Genomic DNA, 15,194 nt, shown 5'->3' with positions numbered 1-15,194 from the left:
AGGGGGCCGCTGCGGCCGTCAGGCCCAGAGCTGGCCCTGGAGGACCTCGATGGCCTCCTCCGTCGTGGCCGCCGTGTAGACGCCCGTCGACAGGTACTTCCAGCCGCCGTCGGCGACGACGAACACGATGTCGGCGCTCTCCCCCGCGGCGACGGCCTTGCGGCCGACGCCGATCGCCGCGTGCAGGGCGGCGCCGGTGGAGACGCCCGCGAAGATGCCCTCCTCGCGGAGCAGGTCCCGGGTGCGGGTGACGGCGTCCGCGGAGCCCACCGAGAAGCGGGTGGTGAGCACGGAGGCGTCGTACAGCTCGGGGACGAAGCCCTCGTCGAGGTTGCGCAGGCCGTAGACGAGGTCGTCGTACCGGGGCTCGGCCGCGACGATCTTGATGTTCTCGACGTGCTCGCGCAGGTAGCGGCCCACGCCCATGAGGGTGCCGGTGGTGCCCAGGCCCGCCACGAAGTGCGTGATGGACGGGAGGTCGGCGAGGATCTCCGGGCCCGTGGTCGCGTAGTGCGCGCCGGCGTTGTCCGGGTTGCCGTACTGGTAGAGCATCACCCAGTCCGGGTGCTCGACGGCCAGTTCCTTGGCCACCCGGACCGCGGTGTTCGAACCGCCGGCCGCCGGCGACGGGACGATCTCGGCTCCCCACATCGCGAGAAGGTCGCGCCGCTCCTGCGAGGTGTTCTCCGGCATCACGCACACGATCCGGTAGCCCTTGAGCTTCGCGGCCATCGCCAGGGAGATGCCCGTGTTGCCGGAGGTGGGCTCCAGGATGGTGCAGCCGGGGAAGAGGCGGCCGTCCTTCTCCGCCTGCTCGACCATGTGGAGCGCCGGGCGGTCCTTGATCGAACCGGTCGGGTTGCGGTCCTCCAGCTTCGCCCAGATCCGCACGTCGGGTGAGGGCGAGAGCCGGGGCAGTCGGACCATCGGCGTGTTGCCGACGGCCGCGAGCGGGGAGTCGTAGCGCATTACTTCGAGCCGCCGGCCACGGCCGGGAGGATGGTGACGCTGTCGCCGTCCTTGAGGGCGGTGGAGATGCCGTCAAGGAAGCGGACGTCCTCGTCGTTGAGGTAGACGTTGACGAAGCGGCGCAACTGACCGCCGGCGGCCTGGTCGACGATGCGCTCCTCGATGCCCTTGTGCCGCGTCTCCAGGTCCGCGAACAGCTCGGACAGGGTCGCGCCCTCACCGTTCACGGCCTTCTCGCCGTCGGTGTAGGTGCGGAGGATGGTGGGGATGCGGACCTCGATGGCCATGGCAGGCTCCAGTGTCGTGAAGGGCGTAAAACCGTAAGAACATGAAGGCGCGCGGTTCTTGCGCCCCCGCGCGGGAGGGCTGGATCGCTCAGCCGGCCGGACAGATGGCGCTGGCGAGACGGCACAGGTCGACGTGCAGCCGCGCCACGAGCAGCAGCCTGCCGGGCGTCTCGATGCTCACGTCGTGGGAAACCATGCGGTCATGTTAACGATTCCCGGTCCCCCGTTTGGAGTGTGATCCCGCATCGTGGACCACATCCGCTCACATACTGGTCAGTAGCCTGCTACGACCTGCACTTCTTCCTCGGTGATCACGCCGTCGACGATCCGGTACGAGCGGAACTGGAACTCGCCGAGGCCGTCCTGGTCGGCCGTGGAGACGAGCACGTAGTGGGCGTTCGGCTCGTTCGCGTACGTCACGTCGGTGCGCGAGGGGTAGGCCTCGGTGGCGGTGTGCGAGTGGTAGACGATCACGGGCTCCTCGTCGCGGTCGTCCAGCTCGCGGTAGAGCTTCAGCAGGTCCTTCGAGTCGAACTCGTAGAACGTGGGCGAGCGGGCCGCGTTGAGCATCGGGACGAAGCGCTCGGGGCGCCCGGTGGCCACCGGACCGGCCACGACGCCGCACGCCTCGTCGGGGTGGTCCTTGCGGGCGTGCTCGACGATCCGGTCGTACAGGTCCTGGGTGAGGGTCAGCATGAGCGACAGGATAGACAGAAGGGCCCTTCCGTACCGAGGCGTGGTACGGAAGGGCCCGAATGTCGGACGGAGCGCCGCGGGGACACGGGTCCCGGCCGGGACGGCGGCCGGGGAGGTCCGGTCCCCGCGGGGTCAGGAGACCTTGTTGAAGGCCGCGCCGCGCGGGTTGCGCGACTTCAGCACCAGGTAGGACACGCCGAGGATGAGACCCCACAGCGGCGCGCAGTACAGCGAGACGCGGGAGTCCTTGTCGATGCCCATCATGACGATGACCATCCCGATGAACAGCAGGGCGAACCAGCTGGTCCACGGGGCGCCGGGGGCGCGGAAGGAGGACTGGGGCAGCTCCCCCCGGTCGGCCTTGGCGCGGTAGCGGATCTGGCAGACCAGGATCATGATCCAGGCCCACATGCCGGAGATGGTCGCGAAGGAGACGACGTAGTCGAAGGCCTTGCCCGGGGCGACGTAGTTGATCCAGACGCCCACCAGCATCAGCGCGGCGGAGAAGGTGGTGCCGAGCAGCGGGGTCCCGTTCTTCGTCAGCTTGGTGAAGAACTTCGGGCCCTGCCCGTTGAGCGCGAGGTCGCGCAGCATGCGACCGGTGGAGTACATGCCCGAGTTGCAGGAGGACAGGGCCGCGGTCAGGACGACGAAGTTGACGATCGCGGCGCCGATGCCCAGGCCCATGCGCTCGAAGGCGGCGACGAAGGGCGAGACGCCCGGCTGGAAGTGCGTCCACGGCACGACCGAGAGGATCATGATGAGCGCGCCGACGTAGAAGACGGCGATGCGCCACGGCACGGTGTTGATGGCCTTGGGCAGGGTCTTCTCGGGGTCCTTCGACTCGCCGGCGGTGACGCCGACCAGCTCGACCGCGAGGAAGGCGAACATCACGATCTGGAGGGTCATCAGCGTGCCGCCGATGCCATTGGGGAAGAAGCCGCCGTCGTTCCACAGGTTGGAGACGGAGGCGGTCGCCGCGGCGTCGGAGAAGCCGATCGTGAGGATGCCGGCGCAGATCAGGATCATGCCGACGATGGCGGTGACCTTGACCATGGAGAACCAGAACTCCAGCTCGCCGAAGAGCTTCACGGAGATCAGGTTGGCGCCGTAGAGGATGACCGTGAAGATCAGCGCGAACGCCCATTGCGGGAAGCTGTCGTCGGTCCAGTACGCCATGTACTTGGCGGCGGCCGTGACCTCGGTGATGCCGGTGACCACCCAGAAGAGCCAGTACGTCCAGCCCGTCGCGTAGCCCCAGAACGGGCCCAGGAACTCGCGGGCGTAGTCCGAGAAGGAACCGGACACGGGGCGGTACATGAGCAGTTCGCCCAGGGCCCGCATGATGAAGAAGATGACCAGGCCCGCGATGGCGTAGGCCAGGATCAGGCTCGGTCCGGCCTTGGAGATCGCCTTGCCCGCCCCGAGGAACAGGCCGGTGCCGATGGCGCCGCCGATCGCGATCATCTGGATCTGGCGGGCTCCGAGTGCGCGGTGGTACCCCTCGCCCTCGCCCCGGTCGCCCTCGCCGGGCGTCCTGTCGTGCTGCTCGACCTGCACAGAGGTCATGTCTGGTGCGCCTTTCTCCACGCCGATCCGCGCCTCGTCGGCCGCGGATCGGGTCCTCGATCCCCCCGGATACGGATGGAGTTGCACGCCGGCGGTCAGCCGGTTCAAGCAGGCCTGGGGACAGGGGTGGCGTCCCTTCGGCAGTCGTGAAGATTTATCACGGGCTTATGGGCACGGGAGGGGAGGAAATGTGGCGGAAGGCATAAAAAAATCGGGGCATAGGCCCCGATGGCGATCAGATCACCGCACGGCGGTGATCTGATCGTTATCCGGATTTGAGCGTCCGCTGAGCGAACATGATCCTCGATCGAGTGATCAGCGGATCAGCGTCTCGATCAAGGTTTCCTGGAGGCCGCCGAGCCACAGGTAGGCCATCACCATCGGCTTGCGCGGATCGTCGTCCGGCAGCCGGAACAGCACCGCGCTCTCGTCGTCCTCGGTGATGTCGAGCCGGGCGGCGATCGTCAGCCGCAGGTCGTTGAGGGCGCCGAGCCAGCGGTGCGGCAGTTCGCCCGTCAGCTCCAGGACGGCCGCCCCGTCGTCGGCGGCGGCGAGCCCGTCCAGACTGCGCACGACGGCCAGCGCGTCCTCCCGCTTGCGGGTGCGCAGGTCGTTCTCGGTGAAGCGACGGAATTCCGAGGAGCGGGCCCGCAGCTCCTCCGGATCGTCCTTCGGGCCCGCGCCGGGGCCCCCGTAGGCGTCGGGGAAGAGCCGGGCCAGGGCCGGGTCGGACGGGGGCTCGCTCGGGCCGTCGGAGGCGAAGAGCACGGCCAACGGGTCAGCGTCCGCGGCGGGCTCGGGCTCGCCCGGGCCGATCAGCTCCAGCAGCTGGACCGCGAGGGAACGCAGGATCGAGATCTCGATCCCGTCCAGCGCGACGGCGGCCCCGGGGCCGCCCTTCAAGGGTTCGAACACGCCGCCCATCAGTTGCGGTCCTGCGAGAGGGTCGCCCAGAGCCCGTACCCGTGCATGGCCTGCACGTCGCGCTCCATCTCCTCGCGGGAGCCGCTGGAGACGGCCGCCCTGCCCTTGTGGTGGACGTCCATCATCAGCTTGGTCGCCTTGTCCTTCGGGTAGCCGAAGTACGCCTGGAACACGTACGTCACGTAGCTCATGAGGTTGACCGGGTCGTTGTGCACCAGGGTCACCCAGGGGACGTCGGGTTCGGGGACCGCGTAGGTCTCTCGGGCCGATTCGGTGCGTTCGATCTCAACGGGAGCAACACTCACTTGTCCCATGCTGCCACTGCCGGGGGGCCGTCGCACAAACGGGCCCCACATCTCGTCACTTTGACGAGATGTGCGCTAGCATCCGTGACATGAACCCTGCGGACCTGGGCCTGCCGGTGGACGTGCCGTCGACAGCGCTCTTCACGGACCATTACGAGCTCACGATGCTGCAGGCCGCCCTGGCCAACGGCACGGCGGACCGCCGTTCGGTCTTCGAGGTCTTCACCCGACGACTGCCCGAGGGCCGCCGCTACGGAGTGGTGGCGGGGACCGGACGCGTGCTCGACGCCGTCGAGAACTTCCGTTTCGACGGAGCGGTGCTGGAGTTCCTGCGGGAACGGGCCGTCGTCGACATGCGGACGCTCGACTGGCTCGCCTCGTACCGCTTCTCGGGTGACATCTGGGGCTACCCGGAGGGCGAGACGTACTTCCCCGGCTCGCCGGTCCTGCGCGTCGAGGGCAGCTTCGCCGAGTGCGTGCTGCTGGAGACCGTGATCCTGTCGATCCTCAACCACGACTCGGCCATCGCCGCCGCCGCCTCCCGGATGTCCTCGGCGGCGGGCGGGCGCCCGCTGATCGAGATGGGCGCCCGACGCACCCACGAGCTGGCGGCCGTCGCCGCCTCGCGGGCCGCGTACGTCGGCGGCTTCACCTCGACCTCGGACCTGGCCGCCGGCTTCCGGTACGGCATCCCGACGGTCGGCACCAGCGCGCACGCCTTCACCCTGGTCCACGACAGCGAGCGGGACGCCTTCACGGCGCAGGTCGCCTCGCTCGGCCGCGGGACGACCCTGCTGGTGGACACGTACGACGTCGCGGAAGCGGTGCGCACGGCGGTGGAGGTCGCGGGCACGGACCTCGGCGCGGTCCGGATCGACTCCGGGGACCTGCTGCTGGTAGCCCACCGGGTGCGCCAGCAGCTGGACGAACTGGGGGCGACCTCGACCCGGATCGTCGTCACCTCCGACCTGGACGAGTACGCCATCGCCTCGCTGGCGGCGGCGCCGGTGGACGCGTACGGGGTCGGCACCCAGCTGGTCACCGGCAGCGGGCACCCGACCTGCTCGATGGTCTACAAGCTGGTGGCGCGGGCCGGCTCCGACGACCCGAAGGCGCCGCTGGTCCCCGTCGCGAAGAAGTCCTCGGGCGGCAAGACCTCCCTCGGCGGCCGCAAGTGGGCGGCCCGTCGGGTGGACGCGGACGGCGTCGCCGAGGCCGAGGTCATCGGGACCGGCCCGGTCCCCGCCGCCCTCGCCGGCAGCCAGCTGCTGACCCAGCTGGTCAAGGGCGGCGAGGTCATGGCCCGGGAGTCGCTGGAGACCGTGCGCGAGCGCCACGCGGAGGCCCGGCGACGGCTCCCGCTGTCGGCGACGCAGCTCTCGCGCGGCGAGGCGGTCATCCCGACCGAGTACGTGTGACCGCCGCCGGGGCCCGCGGATCCGCCGCGGGCCCCGGGTTCGGGGAGGGGCGGGGTGGGGCAAGAGCCCCCGCAGGGCCCCGCCGCACCACCACCCACCGATCCGAAGGACACGCGACATGCACCGCGCACTGATCGTCGTCGACGTACAGAACGACTTCTGCGAAGGCGGCAGCCTCGCGGTCACGGGCGGGGCCGACGTCGCCGCCGCGATCACCGAGCTGATCGGCCAGAGCACGCCCGGCTACCGGCACGTCGTGGCCACCCGCGACCACCACGTCGACCCGGGCGCGCACTTCGCGCACCCCCCGGCCGTCCCGGACTACGAGACGTCCTGGCCGGTGCACTGCGTCGCCGGGACCGAGGGCGTCGGGTTCCACCCGAACTTCGCGCCGGCCGTCGCGTCGGGCGCCGTCGCCGCCGTCTTCGACAAGGGCGCGTACGAGGCCGCCTACAGCGGCTTCGAGGGCGCCGACGAGAACGGCGTGACCCTCGCCCGGTGGCTGCGGGACCGGGAGGTCACCGAGGTCGACGTCGTCGGCATCGCCACCGACCACTGCGTCAAGGCCACCGCCCTCGACTCGGCCCGCGCCGGCTTCACCACCCGGGTCCTGCTGGACCTGACGGCCGCCGTGGCCCCCCACACCACCGCGAAGGCCCTGGAGGCCCTCCGCGAGGCCGGGGTCACCCTGGTCGGCGACCGGGCCGTCTGAGGGGTCGCTGGGGCCGCACCGGCGGCTACGCGCCGCCCAGCAGGGCGCGGATCGGGTGCCAGAGTTCCGCCGCGCGGTCGGGGGCGCAGCGCCACAGGAGGCCGTCGGGGTGGTGCAGGACGGCCGTGACCTCGTCCGGGGTCGGCGGCTGGGCGTTCCCCCGCAGGTACACCGCCCGCATCCCGAGGTTCCGCAGCCTGGTCAGGGCGCGGGCCCGGTTCGCGGCGTGCACCAGCACGCGGACGTTCCCACCTTCTCCGGACGGTCTGGGCAGCGTCAGGGCCACCACCACACTGCCTCCGGGCAGTCTGACGAATCCTCCACCGGGCATGCTTTTCATCTCCCCCGTCAATAAGAAACTCGCACCACGCATCTAAACGCGATCGGCCGCCGCCCGCTAGAGGGCGACGGCCGATCATGCTTTGACCTGCGGTTTTACCGAATTACTTGCTGGAGGGTCCGACCTCGATCGTCATTTCGGTGCCCTCGTAGGACTCCTTGAGGATCTTGATCTTGGTGTTGGTGTCAGTGACCTTCACCGAGCCGGTCGGGTTCTCGTCGTAGTAGTACTTGCCCTTGCGGTCGTCGAAGACGAGGTTGGTCGGCTTCGGCTTCAGGAAGAGCGACTCACCGTTCTTGTGAAGGGTGAAGGCGTCCGTCGAGTACGCGCTGAAGGTGGCGTCGTACGGCTGGATCTTGTTCCGCAGCAGGGTGCCGTCCGACCACTTCATCGGCTTGGCGTTGGCGTCGATCGGAAGGATCAGGCCCTGGCCGGGGTGCTGGCTGGTGTTGTTGTCCTTCTGGGAGGTGTCCCAGAGCCAGATCAGCAGGCCGTCCTGGTACGGGTAGTGCTCGACCCAGTCGGGACGGGTGTTGGCGTGACCGAAGTTGTACGGGCCGACCTTGAGGGTCTGGTCGTACGAGACGTAACGGCGGTTCTCGGCCAGGTAGTACTGCGCGTACTCCTTGGTGAAGCCGGCGCCGATCCGCGAGAAGCCCTTGCCCGTCCAGCCGTTGTCGCCGTTCTCGGCGCCGTCGGTGAACAGCGGGGAGCCGTCCGCGGTCAGGGTGACGGCGTCGGCCGTGAAGCCCTTGCCGCCCGCGCCGCCGTCCGTCTGGTAGCGGAAGCGGAGGTCGACCTTCTTGCCCGCGTAGGCGTCCAGCGGGAAGTTCAGCGACTTCCAGGCACCCGAGACGCCGGTCAGCGAGGGGCTGCCGGCCGCGTCGACCGGGAGGGCCGCGCCGTCGGCGGTGCCGGCGAGGGCGGTCCAGTTGGCGCCGCCGTCCGTGGACACCTCGGTGTAGAGGTAGTCGTAGTCGGCCTCGATGTCCCACCAGCCCTTGAGGGACAGGGCGGCGGAGGTCTTCCCGGTGAGGTCGACCGAGCGGGTCAGGGTGTTCTTGAGGTCGTCACCCATGTTGCTCCACCACTGCGAGGAACCCTCGGCGGGAGCGACGATGTCGGTCTTGACCTGCTTCTTCGGCAGCTCGACGACCAGCGCCTGCTTGTCCTTGGTGTTGTACGCGGAGACGCCCAGCTTGTGGGTGGACTTCGTCGCGGCCTTCGCCTGGTCGAAGTTCAGCCAGCCCAGCTGGAGCTTGTCCCAGGCGGTCATGTCGCCCGGGAGGTCGCCTATGGATTCCTTGCCGGTGCCGAGCCAGGAGCCCGCCGACATCAGGGACCAGAAGCCGACGCCGTTCTCGCCGCCACCGGAGGTGTCGTAGAGGTCCGGCAGACCCAGGTCGTGGCCGTACTCGTGCGCGAAGACGCCGAGGCCGCCGTTCTCGGGCTGCATCGTGTAGTCGCCGACCCAGATGCCCGAGTCACCGATCTGCGTGCCACCGGCCTTGTTGCCCTCGGGGCCGGTCTTGCCCGCGCTGGTGCCGTAGGCGTACCAGCGGTGCGCCCACAGGGCGTTGGTGCCCTGCACGCCGCCGCCGGCCGACTCGTCCTCACCGGCGTGGACGACCTGGAAGTGGTCGATGTAGCCGTCGGGCTCGTTGAAGTTGCCGTCGCCGTCGAAGTCGTAGCGGTCCCACACGTCGTACTGGGCCAGCTGCGCCTTGATCTGCGCGTCGGTCTTGCCGGCCTTCTTCTGTCCCTCGGTCCACGCCAGGACGCCGTCCTTGACGGTGTCCCACACGTTGGAGCAGTTGGTCTGGCCGCAGTAGTTCGAGCCGTAACGGGCCTCGTTGTACGGGACCTTGACCCAGTCGGCGACCTCGCCGTCGACCGAGTAGCGACCCGAGGAAGTCTTCTCGTAGTAGGTCTTCAGCGAGTTCTTGCCCTGGCCGGTACCGAAGTACAGGTCCTGGAAGTAGGAACGGCTGAAGTCCTTGCGCCACGCGGTGCTGTTGTCCTGCGCGCGGTCCGGCTGGGCGATCTGGTTGTGCAGCGGACCGGGGGTGCCGCCGTACTTGGGGGCCGGCGGCTTCGGGCCCTCGGCGCCGTCCGGGTCGTGCATGGTCGTGCTGTCGACCTGGTCACCGAACTCGACGAGGATCGTGAAGATCTTGTCGGTCTTCTCGCGGCCGAGCTCGACGTACTTCTTGTCGTCGAGCTTCACGACCTTGGAGGCGCCGCGCTGCTCGATGCCCTTCTTGCCCGACAGCACCTGGTCAAGGGCCGCCTCGCGCTGCTGCGCCTGCTGCTTGCTGAACGGGCCTTCGAGGTCGTGCTTGACCTTCTCCTTGGACGGAGCGGTCGGGTCCTGGTGGTCGGCCGCGGGTGCGCCGCCCCAGCTGGAGTCGGCGGTGGCCGTGGTGAAGAAAGCGCCGGAAACCGCGGTCGCGGCCATCGTCACGCCGACGGCGGCGGCACGCAGCGCGCGCTTCCTTGCGGAGTTGCTGGTCACTTGATGTCGTTCCCCTCCCGCGGCCGCAACGTAGGTCGGAACGTCTCCATAGGAGCGGGGGGTTCCGCGCGGCGCGCGTCTCAAGTGACGACATTTGACCGGAGAGTCGAGAGAAAAGACAGACCTTGACTTGTTCCTTACAACTGCACTATGCGGTCAGTCAGTTCCGCTATTCGGACGTTCCGCAGCCTTACGGGGCCTTCCGGGGCGAAGGACCCGCCGCCCCCTCCCCCTCGAAGACCGCTCGAAGGTCGCTCGAAGACCGGTCGGGAACCGCTCGGAACCGGCCGGCCGATGACCCGTGTGCGCCCCCCCGTGCTCCGACAGCGGGGGTCGCCCCGCGCTTACCGGTGGGTCGCCTCGGGAATCCCGTCAGGGACTCACTTGACACGCGCACCTGTCGAGCGGTCTCCCCACTCCCCGCCTTGAGGACGGAAAACGTCATGCCGCGACCGACTGCCGCACAGCTCGCCTACGGGTCCGCCACCGTCATCGTGTCGACGATCGCCATGCTCCTGCTCTCGCAGACGAGCACGGGGCTCGGGGTGGCGGTCATCTCCGCCGCCGCGCTCGCCCTCGGGCTGCTGGTCGCGCTGACGGTGCCCACGCCGCGCCGCCGCGGCCGGCACGCCGCCCCGACCGCCCGTCAGGGCGCCGCGGAGGACGCCTCCCCGGCCGCCGGTCCCGCCAGGGCCGACACGGAACACCCCGTGCACCACTGAGCCACCGGGCCCGGCCGCCACCGGGCCCGGACACAAGGGTGCGGGCGGCCGCCCCCCTTCCGGGGACGGCCGCCCGCGACGGGCCGACCGGGTCAGGTCGTCGATCTGACCACCACGGTCTTGGCGACCTTGTCGTGCAGGCCCTGCTTGTACGGCTTGTCGATGAGCATCGACACGATCAGGGCGAGCGGCCACAGGCACAGGCAGCACACCAGGGTCGGGATCCACAGCAGTGCGGCCCTGCTCAGCGCGGCGTTGGAGGGGGGCACGCTGCCGTCGTTGAGCATCGCGGTGCGCAGGCCCATCGCCCTCTTGCCGAGGGTCTGGCCGTTCTTCTTGGTGAACCACCAGTCGTACCCGACGTACGCGATGATCGAGATCAGCGTCCACACCAGGCCGGTACCGCTGTACGAGCGGGTGATGATCTCGGTCGCGTCCTCGCCGCGGTTCGAGTCGACCATGTACCGCCGGGTGTTGAACGGGAGTTGGATCAGGTAGAGCGGGACGCCGACGATGAGCACGTCGATGACGCGCGCCGCGAGCCGCTTCCCGAAGTCCGCGAGCGGCGGCATCCCCGCGAGCGGGTCCGGCATGCCGTAGCCGCCTCCACCGCCGTACGGGTCGCCGCCCCCGCCGTACGGGGGAGGCGGCGGCGGGTAGCCGCCGCCCGGGCCTCCGGGTGGTGGCGGAGGCGGGTACCCGCCACCACCGGGGGGCGGGCCGTACGGCGAGCCACCCGACGGAGGCGTCGGTTCCTGGGGCTTCTTGAGGAACGGGTCGTCCTCGGGCGGCTGGCCCGGCGGCGGCTGGTCGGTGCTCATGGCCCGAGTCGAACCCGGGCCCGCCCGACTCGCAACGGGACCGCGTCCGTTCGGGGTAGGGGCTGCGCCTACCGCGCTACGTACGTGCCCGCCGCCCGGTCGTGCCAGGCCTGGCGACGGGTCCGGTCGAAGAGGGACCGCAGGCTGCCCGGCAGGCCGAACAGGGCCCCCACGAGCCAGCGGCGCAGGGCCGCGCCGAAACCGGGCGGGCGCAGCGTGGCCACGGCCAGAACGCGGACGCCGCACAGCTTCTTGCCCGGGGTGCGGCCCCAGCGGGCGGTGGGCAGCACCTCGTAGAAGAGGCCGAAGAGCAGTACGGCGGCCAGCAGGAGGCACCCGTACCCGGCGGTGGTGGCGTCGAGCAGCCACACGGTGGTGGTGTGTCCGCTCCCCCGGGCGGCGTCGACCTTGGCCTGGAGGTGGTCCGTCACCCGGGGCACCAACGGCACGGCGACCCCGGCCGCGAAGGCGGCGAGGACGACGGAGTCCAGGACGCGCGCCACGGCGCGGCGGACCAACCCGGCGGGGCGCACCGCCCGCTCGGCCATGCGCTCGAAGACGGCCCGGGTGGTGGCCGGCGCGGGCGGCTCCGGCGGGTTCTCCGGGAGGGTGGGGCGGCGCCGGGGCGCGGGCTCGCGACGGACCTCGTCGTCCCAGGGGACGGCCGGACGGGGCCGCTCCGCGCGGGCTTCCCCGACGCCCGGGTTACGGGTCGGCGCGGACCCGGCGGCCTCGGACCGGGATCCGGTCGGCCGGACCCCGCGGGCCTCGTCCTCCCGGGGCGCGGTGGGGGCGGCGGCCGGGGCCCGGGCGGCGGTGGGGCGGGCCGGCGCGGGAGCCGCGGGCGCCCGGCGGGCCTCGTCCTCCCAGGGCGCCGGTCGGGTCCGGTGGGCGGGGTGGCCCGCGTCCGGCGGGCCGGCCTGCGGTGCGGCGGTCCGGGCGGGGGTCGCCTCGGGCCAGGACGAGGTCAGGCCGGACACGCCGCCGCCGGGGGCGTCGGGCCAGGCCGGCGGACGGGCGGACAGGATGCCCACGCTCTCGGACGCGGATTGCGTCGGGAGCCGCCGCGCGGCGGACGCGACGACGGGAGGGGAGGCGGACGCGGCGGCGGCAGCGGGTACGGGGGCGTCGGCGGGGGCCGGGGCGGGCGGTGCAGCCTCCGCCGTGTCCCGGGCCAGGGAGATCCCGGCGGGGCGGCGTTCGGGTTCCGGCTCGCCCGGGCCGCCCCGGTCGCCCCAGGAGACGCGTGCGTCGCGGGGGCCGCCGAAGCCGGCCTGGTGCGCGGGGTCGGCCTGCCAGCCCGGCGACGCGGGCCGGGGTTCGGGTTCCGGTTCGGGGAGCGCCTCGGTCACGGAGGTCTGGTCGAGGAACACCGGCCCGGTCTCATCCGCGGGGGCGGCGGGGCGGCTCGTGCCCGGCACCCAGGCCGCGCCGTTCCAGTACCGGACGTACCCGGGGATGGACGGGTCGGGGTAGTAGCCCTCGCGGGCAGCGTGATCGCCGTCACCAGGGGAGGCCGTCAATGTCCCCAACTCCGATCGTGGCTTGAGGCTTGTGCAGGGGAGGACCCAAGGGGAGGACCATAGCCAAGAACCCCCTCCCGACAGGTCCGGTAACGGGAGATTCCAAGCCTTCGGGCGAACCTCGGCCCTTTATTCGCCGTGTGGTGCCCCCGGGACGGGCTCGGACCGGCGTACGGCGACGCGCGACGGCGCGCATCGGCCGGCACCGGCGAACGCCGGCATCGGATCGGCCCCGCCCGACGCCGGGCATCGACTTTCGGTCAGCCGAATGATTTCGGCCAATCCGTGGTTCGTTGCCCGGACTCGCGTCATCACCGGCCCCCGGGGCGCTCTCTGCGGGTGCGGGGCCCCGTCCGGCCCCGCGTCCGGACACGAACGCACCGAAGCGAGGCCGTCATGCACCACCCCGTCATCGAACGCGAGCTGGAACTCAAGCTGGTCCTGTCCCCGGAACGCGCCGTCCCCGTCCCCGCCCGCCTGCTCTACCTCCTCGACGACCCGTTCGCGGTGCACATCACCTTCCACACCGGCTCCAGCGCACCCGTCAACTGGACGTTCGCCCGCGAGCTGCTCGTCGAGGGGGTGTTCCGTCCGTGCGGGCACGGGGACGTCCGGATCTGGCCGACGAAGATCGACGGCAAGGCGGTCCTGTGCATGGCCCTCAGCTCCCCCGACGGCGACGCCCTGCTGGAGGCGCCGGCCGGTTCCGTCTCCGCCTGGCTGGAGCGGACGCTGCGCGTGGTCCCGCCGGGGACCGAGGCCGACCGGCTCGGCCTGGACGCGGCACTGGCGGAACTGCTCGCGCCGACCCCGGCCGACGACCTGTGGCTGCGGGACCCGTGGCCCTCGGACGAGTCGGCGGACGGGGACGCGTGATGCGGGGAGGTCAGGTGCGGGACCGGACGGCACACCGCTCCCGGTGGGTCGCGTCAGAAGAGCTTGCCCGGGTTCAACAGGCCGAGCGGGTCGAAGGCGTGCTTGACGTTGCGCTGCATCTCCAGCCCGACCGGCCCCAGTTCGCGGGCCAGCCACTCCTTCTTCAGTACGCCGACGCCGTGTTCGCCGGTGATGGTGCCGCCCAGCTCCAGCCCCAACTCCATGATCGCGTCGAAGGACGCGCGGGCCCGCCGCGCCTCGTCCTCGTCGGCGGGGTCGAAGCAGACGACCGGGTGGGTGTTGCCGTCGCCCGCGTGCGCGCAGACGCCGATGAGCAGATCGTGCGTCCGGGCGATGGCGGCCGTGCCGTCGAGCATCTCGGCGAGCCGCGACCGCGGGACGCACACGTCGTCGATCATCGTCGCGGGCCGCAGCGCCTCCAGCGCGGTCAGGGACATCCGCCGGGCCTGGAGCAGCAGTTCGGACTCCGCCTCGTCCTCGGCGGGCACGACGTCGGTGGCCCCGGCGGCAGCGCACAGGGCGGCGACGGCGTCGAGTCCGGCGGCCGCGTCCGGGGTGTCGAAGGCGGCCAGCAGCAGGGCCTCGGTGCTCTCGGGCAGGCCCATCCTCCCGAGGGCGTTGACGGCGCGGACCGTCGTGCGGTCCATCAGCTCCAGCAGCGAGGGCGCCAGGCCCGCCTCCATGACGGCGCACACGGCCTCGCAGGCGGCGGCCACGGAGGGGAACTCGGCGGCCAGCGCCAGCTGCCGGGGCGGCGCGGGCCGCAGGGCGAGAACGGCCCGGACGACGACGCCGAGGCTACCCTCGGAGCCCACGAAGAGCCGGGTCAGGTCGTATCCGGCGACCCCCTTGGCCGTGCGCCGCCCGGTGCGCATCAGCCGGCCGTCGGCGAGGACCACGTCGAGGCCGAGCACGTACTCGGCGGTGACCCCGTACTTGACGCAGCACAGGCCGCCCGAGGCGGTGCCGATGTTCCCGCCGATGGTGCACTGCTCCCAGCTGGAGGGGTCGGGCGGGTAGTAGAGGCCCTGCTCGGCGACGGCCCGCGAGAGCACCGCGTTGACCACGCCGGGCTCGACGACGGCGATCCGGTCGACGGCGGAGATCTCCAGGATGCGGTCCATCCTGACGAGGGACAGCACGATGCAGCCGTCGGCGGCGTTGGCGCCGCCCGACAGGCCCGTACGGGCGCCCTGCGGGACGACGGGGACCCGCAGGGCGGTGGCGGTGCGCAGGACGTGCTGGACCTGTTCGACGGTCCGGGGCAGGGCGACGACGGCCGGGGTGCCGGCGGCGCAGAAGCTCGCCATGTCGGTGGAGTAGGAGGCGGTCACCTGAGGGTCGGTCAGGAGGGCTTCGGGAGGGAGTCCTTCGGCGAGGCGCGCGAAGAGCCGTGCGGAGAGGTCATCAGCCATGGGGCCAGCGTGACAGCCGGGGCCATCGGTGTGAACACGGCCGCGACCGGCTTCGGGCACCTCCGCACGCTCTTCATATTG

16 protein-coding genes are annotated in these 15,194 nt (G+C 71.2%); 4 read left to right on the top strand and 12 right to left on the bottom strand.

Going from position 1 to position 15,194, the window contains the following annotated elements:
* Positions 1–18: 18 nt before the first annotated feature.
* The 7 genes from ACZ58N_RS07730 to clpS form a co-directional block, all read right to left on the bottom strand.
* Positions 19–969, bottom strand: a complete 951-nt coding sequence (locus ACZ58N_RS07730) for a PLP-dependent cysteine synthase family protein (RefSeq protein WP_471156815.1) — start codon at positions 967–969, stop codon at positions 19–21.
* Positions 969–1,256, bottom strand: a complete 288-nt coding sequence (locus ACZ58N_RS07725; RefSeq protein ID WP_281208476.1) for a MoaD/ThiS family protein — start codon at positions 1,254–1,256, stop codon at positions 969–971. The genes ACZ58N_RS07730 and ACZ58N_RS07725 overlap by 1 nt, the downstream gene beginning before the upstream one ends.
* 88 nt (positions 1,257–1,344) lie before the next feature.
* Positions 1,345–1,452 (bottom strand): putative leader peptide, encoded by a 108-nt coding sequence (locus tag ACZ58N_RS07720; protein WP_389706928.1) that lies wholly within the window; start codon positions 1,450–1,452, stop codon positions 1,345–1,347.
* 77 nt (positions 1,453–1,529) lie between these two features.
* A complete protein-coding gene (locus ACZ58N_RS07715; protein ID WP_471156811.1) occupies positions 1,530–1,952 on the bottom strand; it encodes a M67 family metallopeptidase in 423 nt (140 codons plus the stop codon).
* A gap of 132 nt (positions 1,953–2,084) precedes the next feature.
* Positions 2,085–3,521: an amino acid permease gene (locus ACZ58N_RS07710; RefSeq protein WP_471156808.1), complete on the bottom strand. Its 1,437-nt coding sequence runs from the start codon at positions 3,519–3,521 to the stop codon at positions 2,085–2,087.
* Positions 3,522–3,836: 315 nt separating this feature from the next.
* Entirely contained in the window at positions 3,837–4,445 is a 609-nt protein-coding gene (locus tag ACZ58N_RS07705; protein WP_471156805.1) for a DUF2017 domain-containing protein, read from the bottom strand.
* Positions 4,445–4,759, bottom strand: coding sequence for an ATP-dependent Clp protease adapter ClpS (clpS, locus tag ACZ58N_RS07700; protein WP_471156803.1), 315 nt, complete (start codon positions 4,757–4,759; stop codon positions 4,445–4,447). The genes ACZ58N_RS07705 and clpS overlap by 1 nt, the downstream gene beginning before the upstream one ends.
* Positions 4,760–4,839: 80 nt before the next feature.
* Between clpS and ACZ58N_RS07695 the strand changes: the two genes are divergently transcribed.
* Positions 4,840–6,168: a nicotinate phosphoribosyltransferase gene (locus ACZ58N_RS07695; protein WP_471156801.1), complete on the top strand. Its 1,329-nt coding sequence runs from the start codon at positions 4,840–4,842 to the stop codon at positions 6,166–6,168.
* Between the two features lie 118 nt (positions 6,169–6,286).
* Positions 6,287–6,880 (top strand): isochorismatase family protein, encoded by a 594-nt coding sequence (locus ACZ58N_RS07690; RefSeq protein ID WP_471156798.1) that lies wholly within the window; start codon positions 6,287–6,289, stop codon positions 6,878–6,880.
* 25 nt (positions 6,881–6,905) lie between these two features.
* Here the strand turns inward: ACZ58N_RS07690 and ACZ58N_RS07685 are convergent, their stop codons facing one another.
* Both ACZ58N_RS07685 and ACZ58N_RS07680 read right to left on the bottom strand, forming a co-directional pair.
* Positions 6,906–7,211 (bottom strand): hypothetical protein, encoded by a 306-nt coding sequence (locus ACZ58N_RS07685; RefSeq protein WP_471156795.1) that lies wholly within the window; start codon positions 7,209–7,211, stop codon positions 6,906–6,908.
* 112 nt (positions 7,212–7,323) lie between these two features.
* A complete protein-coding gene (locus ACZ58N_RS07680; protein WP_471157540.1) occupies positions 7,324–9,678 on the bottom strand; it encodes an immune inhibitor A domain-containing protein in 2,355 nt (784 codons plus the stop codon).
* Positions 9,679–10,178: 500 nt separating this feature from the next.
* Between ACZ58N_RS07680 and ACZ58N_RS07675 the strand changes: the two genes are divergently transcribed.
* On the top strand, positions 10,179–10,457 hold the full coding sequence (locus tag ACZ58N_RS07675) for a hypothetical protein (RefSeq protein ID WP_471156792.1): 279 nt from the start codon (positions 10,179–10,181) through the stop codon (positions 10,455–10,457).
* A gap of 92 nt (positions 10,458–10,549) precedes the next feature.
* Here ACZ58N_RS07675 and ACZ58N_RS07670 read toward each other — a convergent pair whose 3' ends face one another.
* Both ACZ58N_RS07670 and ACZ58N_RS07665 read right to left on the bottom strand, forming a co-directional pair.
* Positions 10,550–11,278 carry an RDD family protein gene (locus ACZ58N_RS07670; protein ID WP_471156789.1) on the bottom strand — a complete coding sequence of 243 codons (729 nt, stop codon included), beginning with the start codon at positions 11,276–11,278 and terminating at the stop codon, positions 10,550–10,552.
* Between the two features lie 68 nt (positions 11,279–11,346).
* The gene (locus ACZ58N_RS07665) at positions 11,347–12,801 is read right to left on the bottom strand and encodes an RDD family protein (RefSeq protein WP_471156786.1); all 1,455 of its coding nucleotides are present in this window, start codon (positions 12,799–12,801) and stop codon (positions 11,347–11,349) included.
* Positions 12,802–13,197: 396 nt separating this feature from the next.
* Here ACZ58N_RS07665 and ACZ58N_RS07660 point away from each other — a divergent pair, with 396 nt between their 5' ends.
* A complete protein-coding gene (locus ACZ58N_RS07660) occupies positions 13,198–13,677 on the top strand; it encodes an SsgA family sporulation/cell division regulator (protein ID WP_471156783.1) in 480 nt (159 codons plus the stop codon).
* Positions 13,678–13,730: 53 nt separating this feature from the next.
* Here ACZ58N_RS07660 and ACZ58N_RS07655 read toward each other — a convergent pair whose 3' ends face one another.
* Complete coding sequence (locus ACZ58N_RS07655; protein ID WP_471156780.1) at positions 13,731–15,113, bottom strand: FAD-binding oxidoreductase; 1,383 nt, start codon at positions 15,111–15,113, stop codon at positions 13,731–13,733.
* Positions 15,114–15,194: the final 81 nt, after the last annotated feature.

The sequence above is a fragment of the Streptomyces sp. NPDC040432 genome (genome assembly GCF_055595445.1).
The sequence above is the reverse complement of the archived record's forward strand: the minus strand, read 5'-3'. Positions and strand labels throughout refer to the sequence as shown.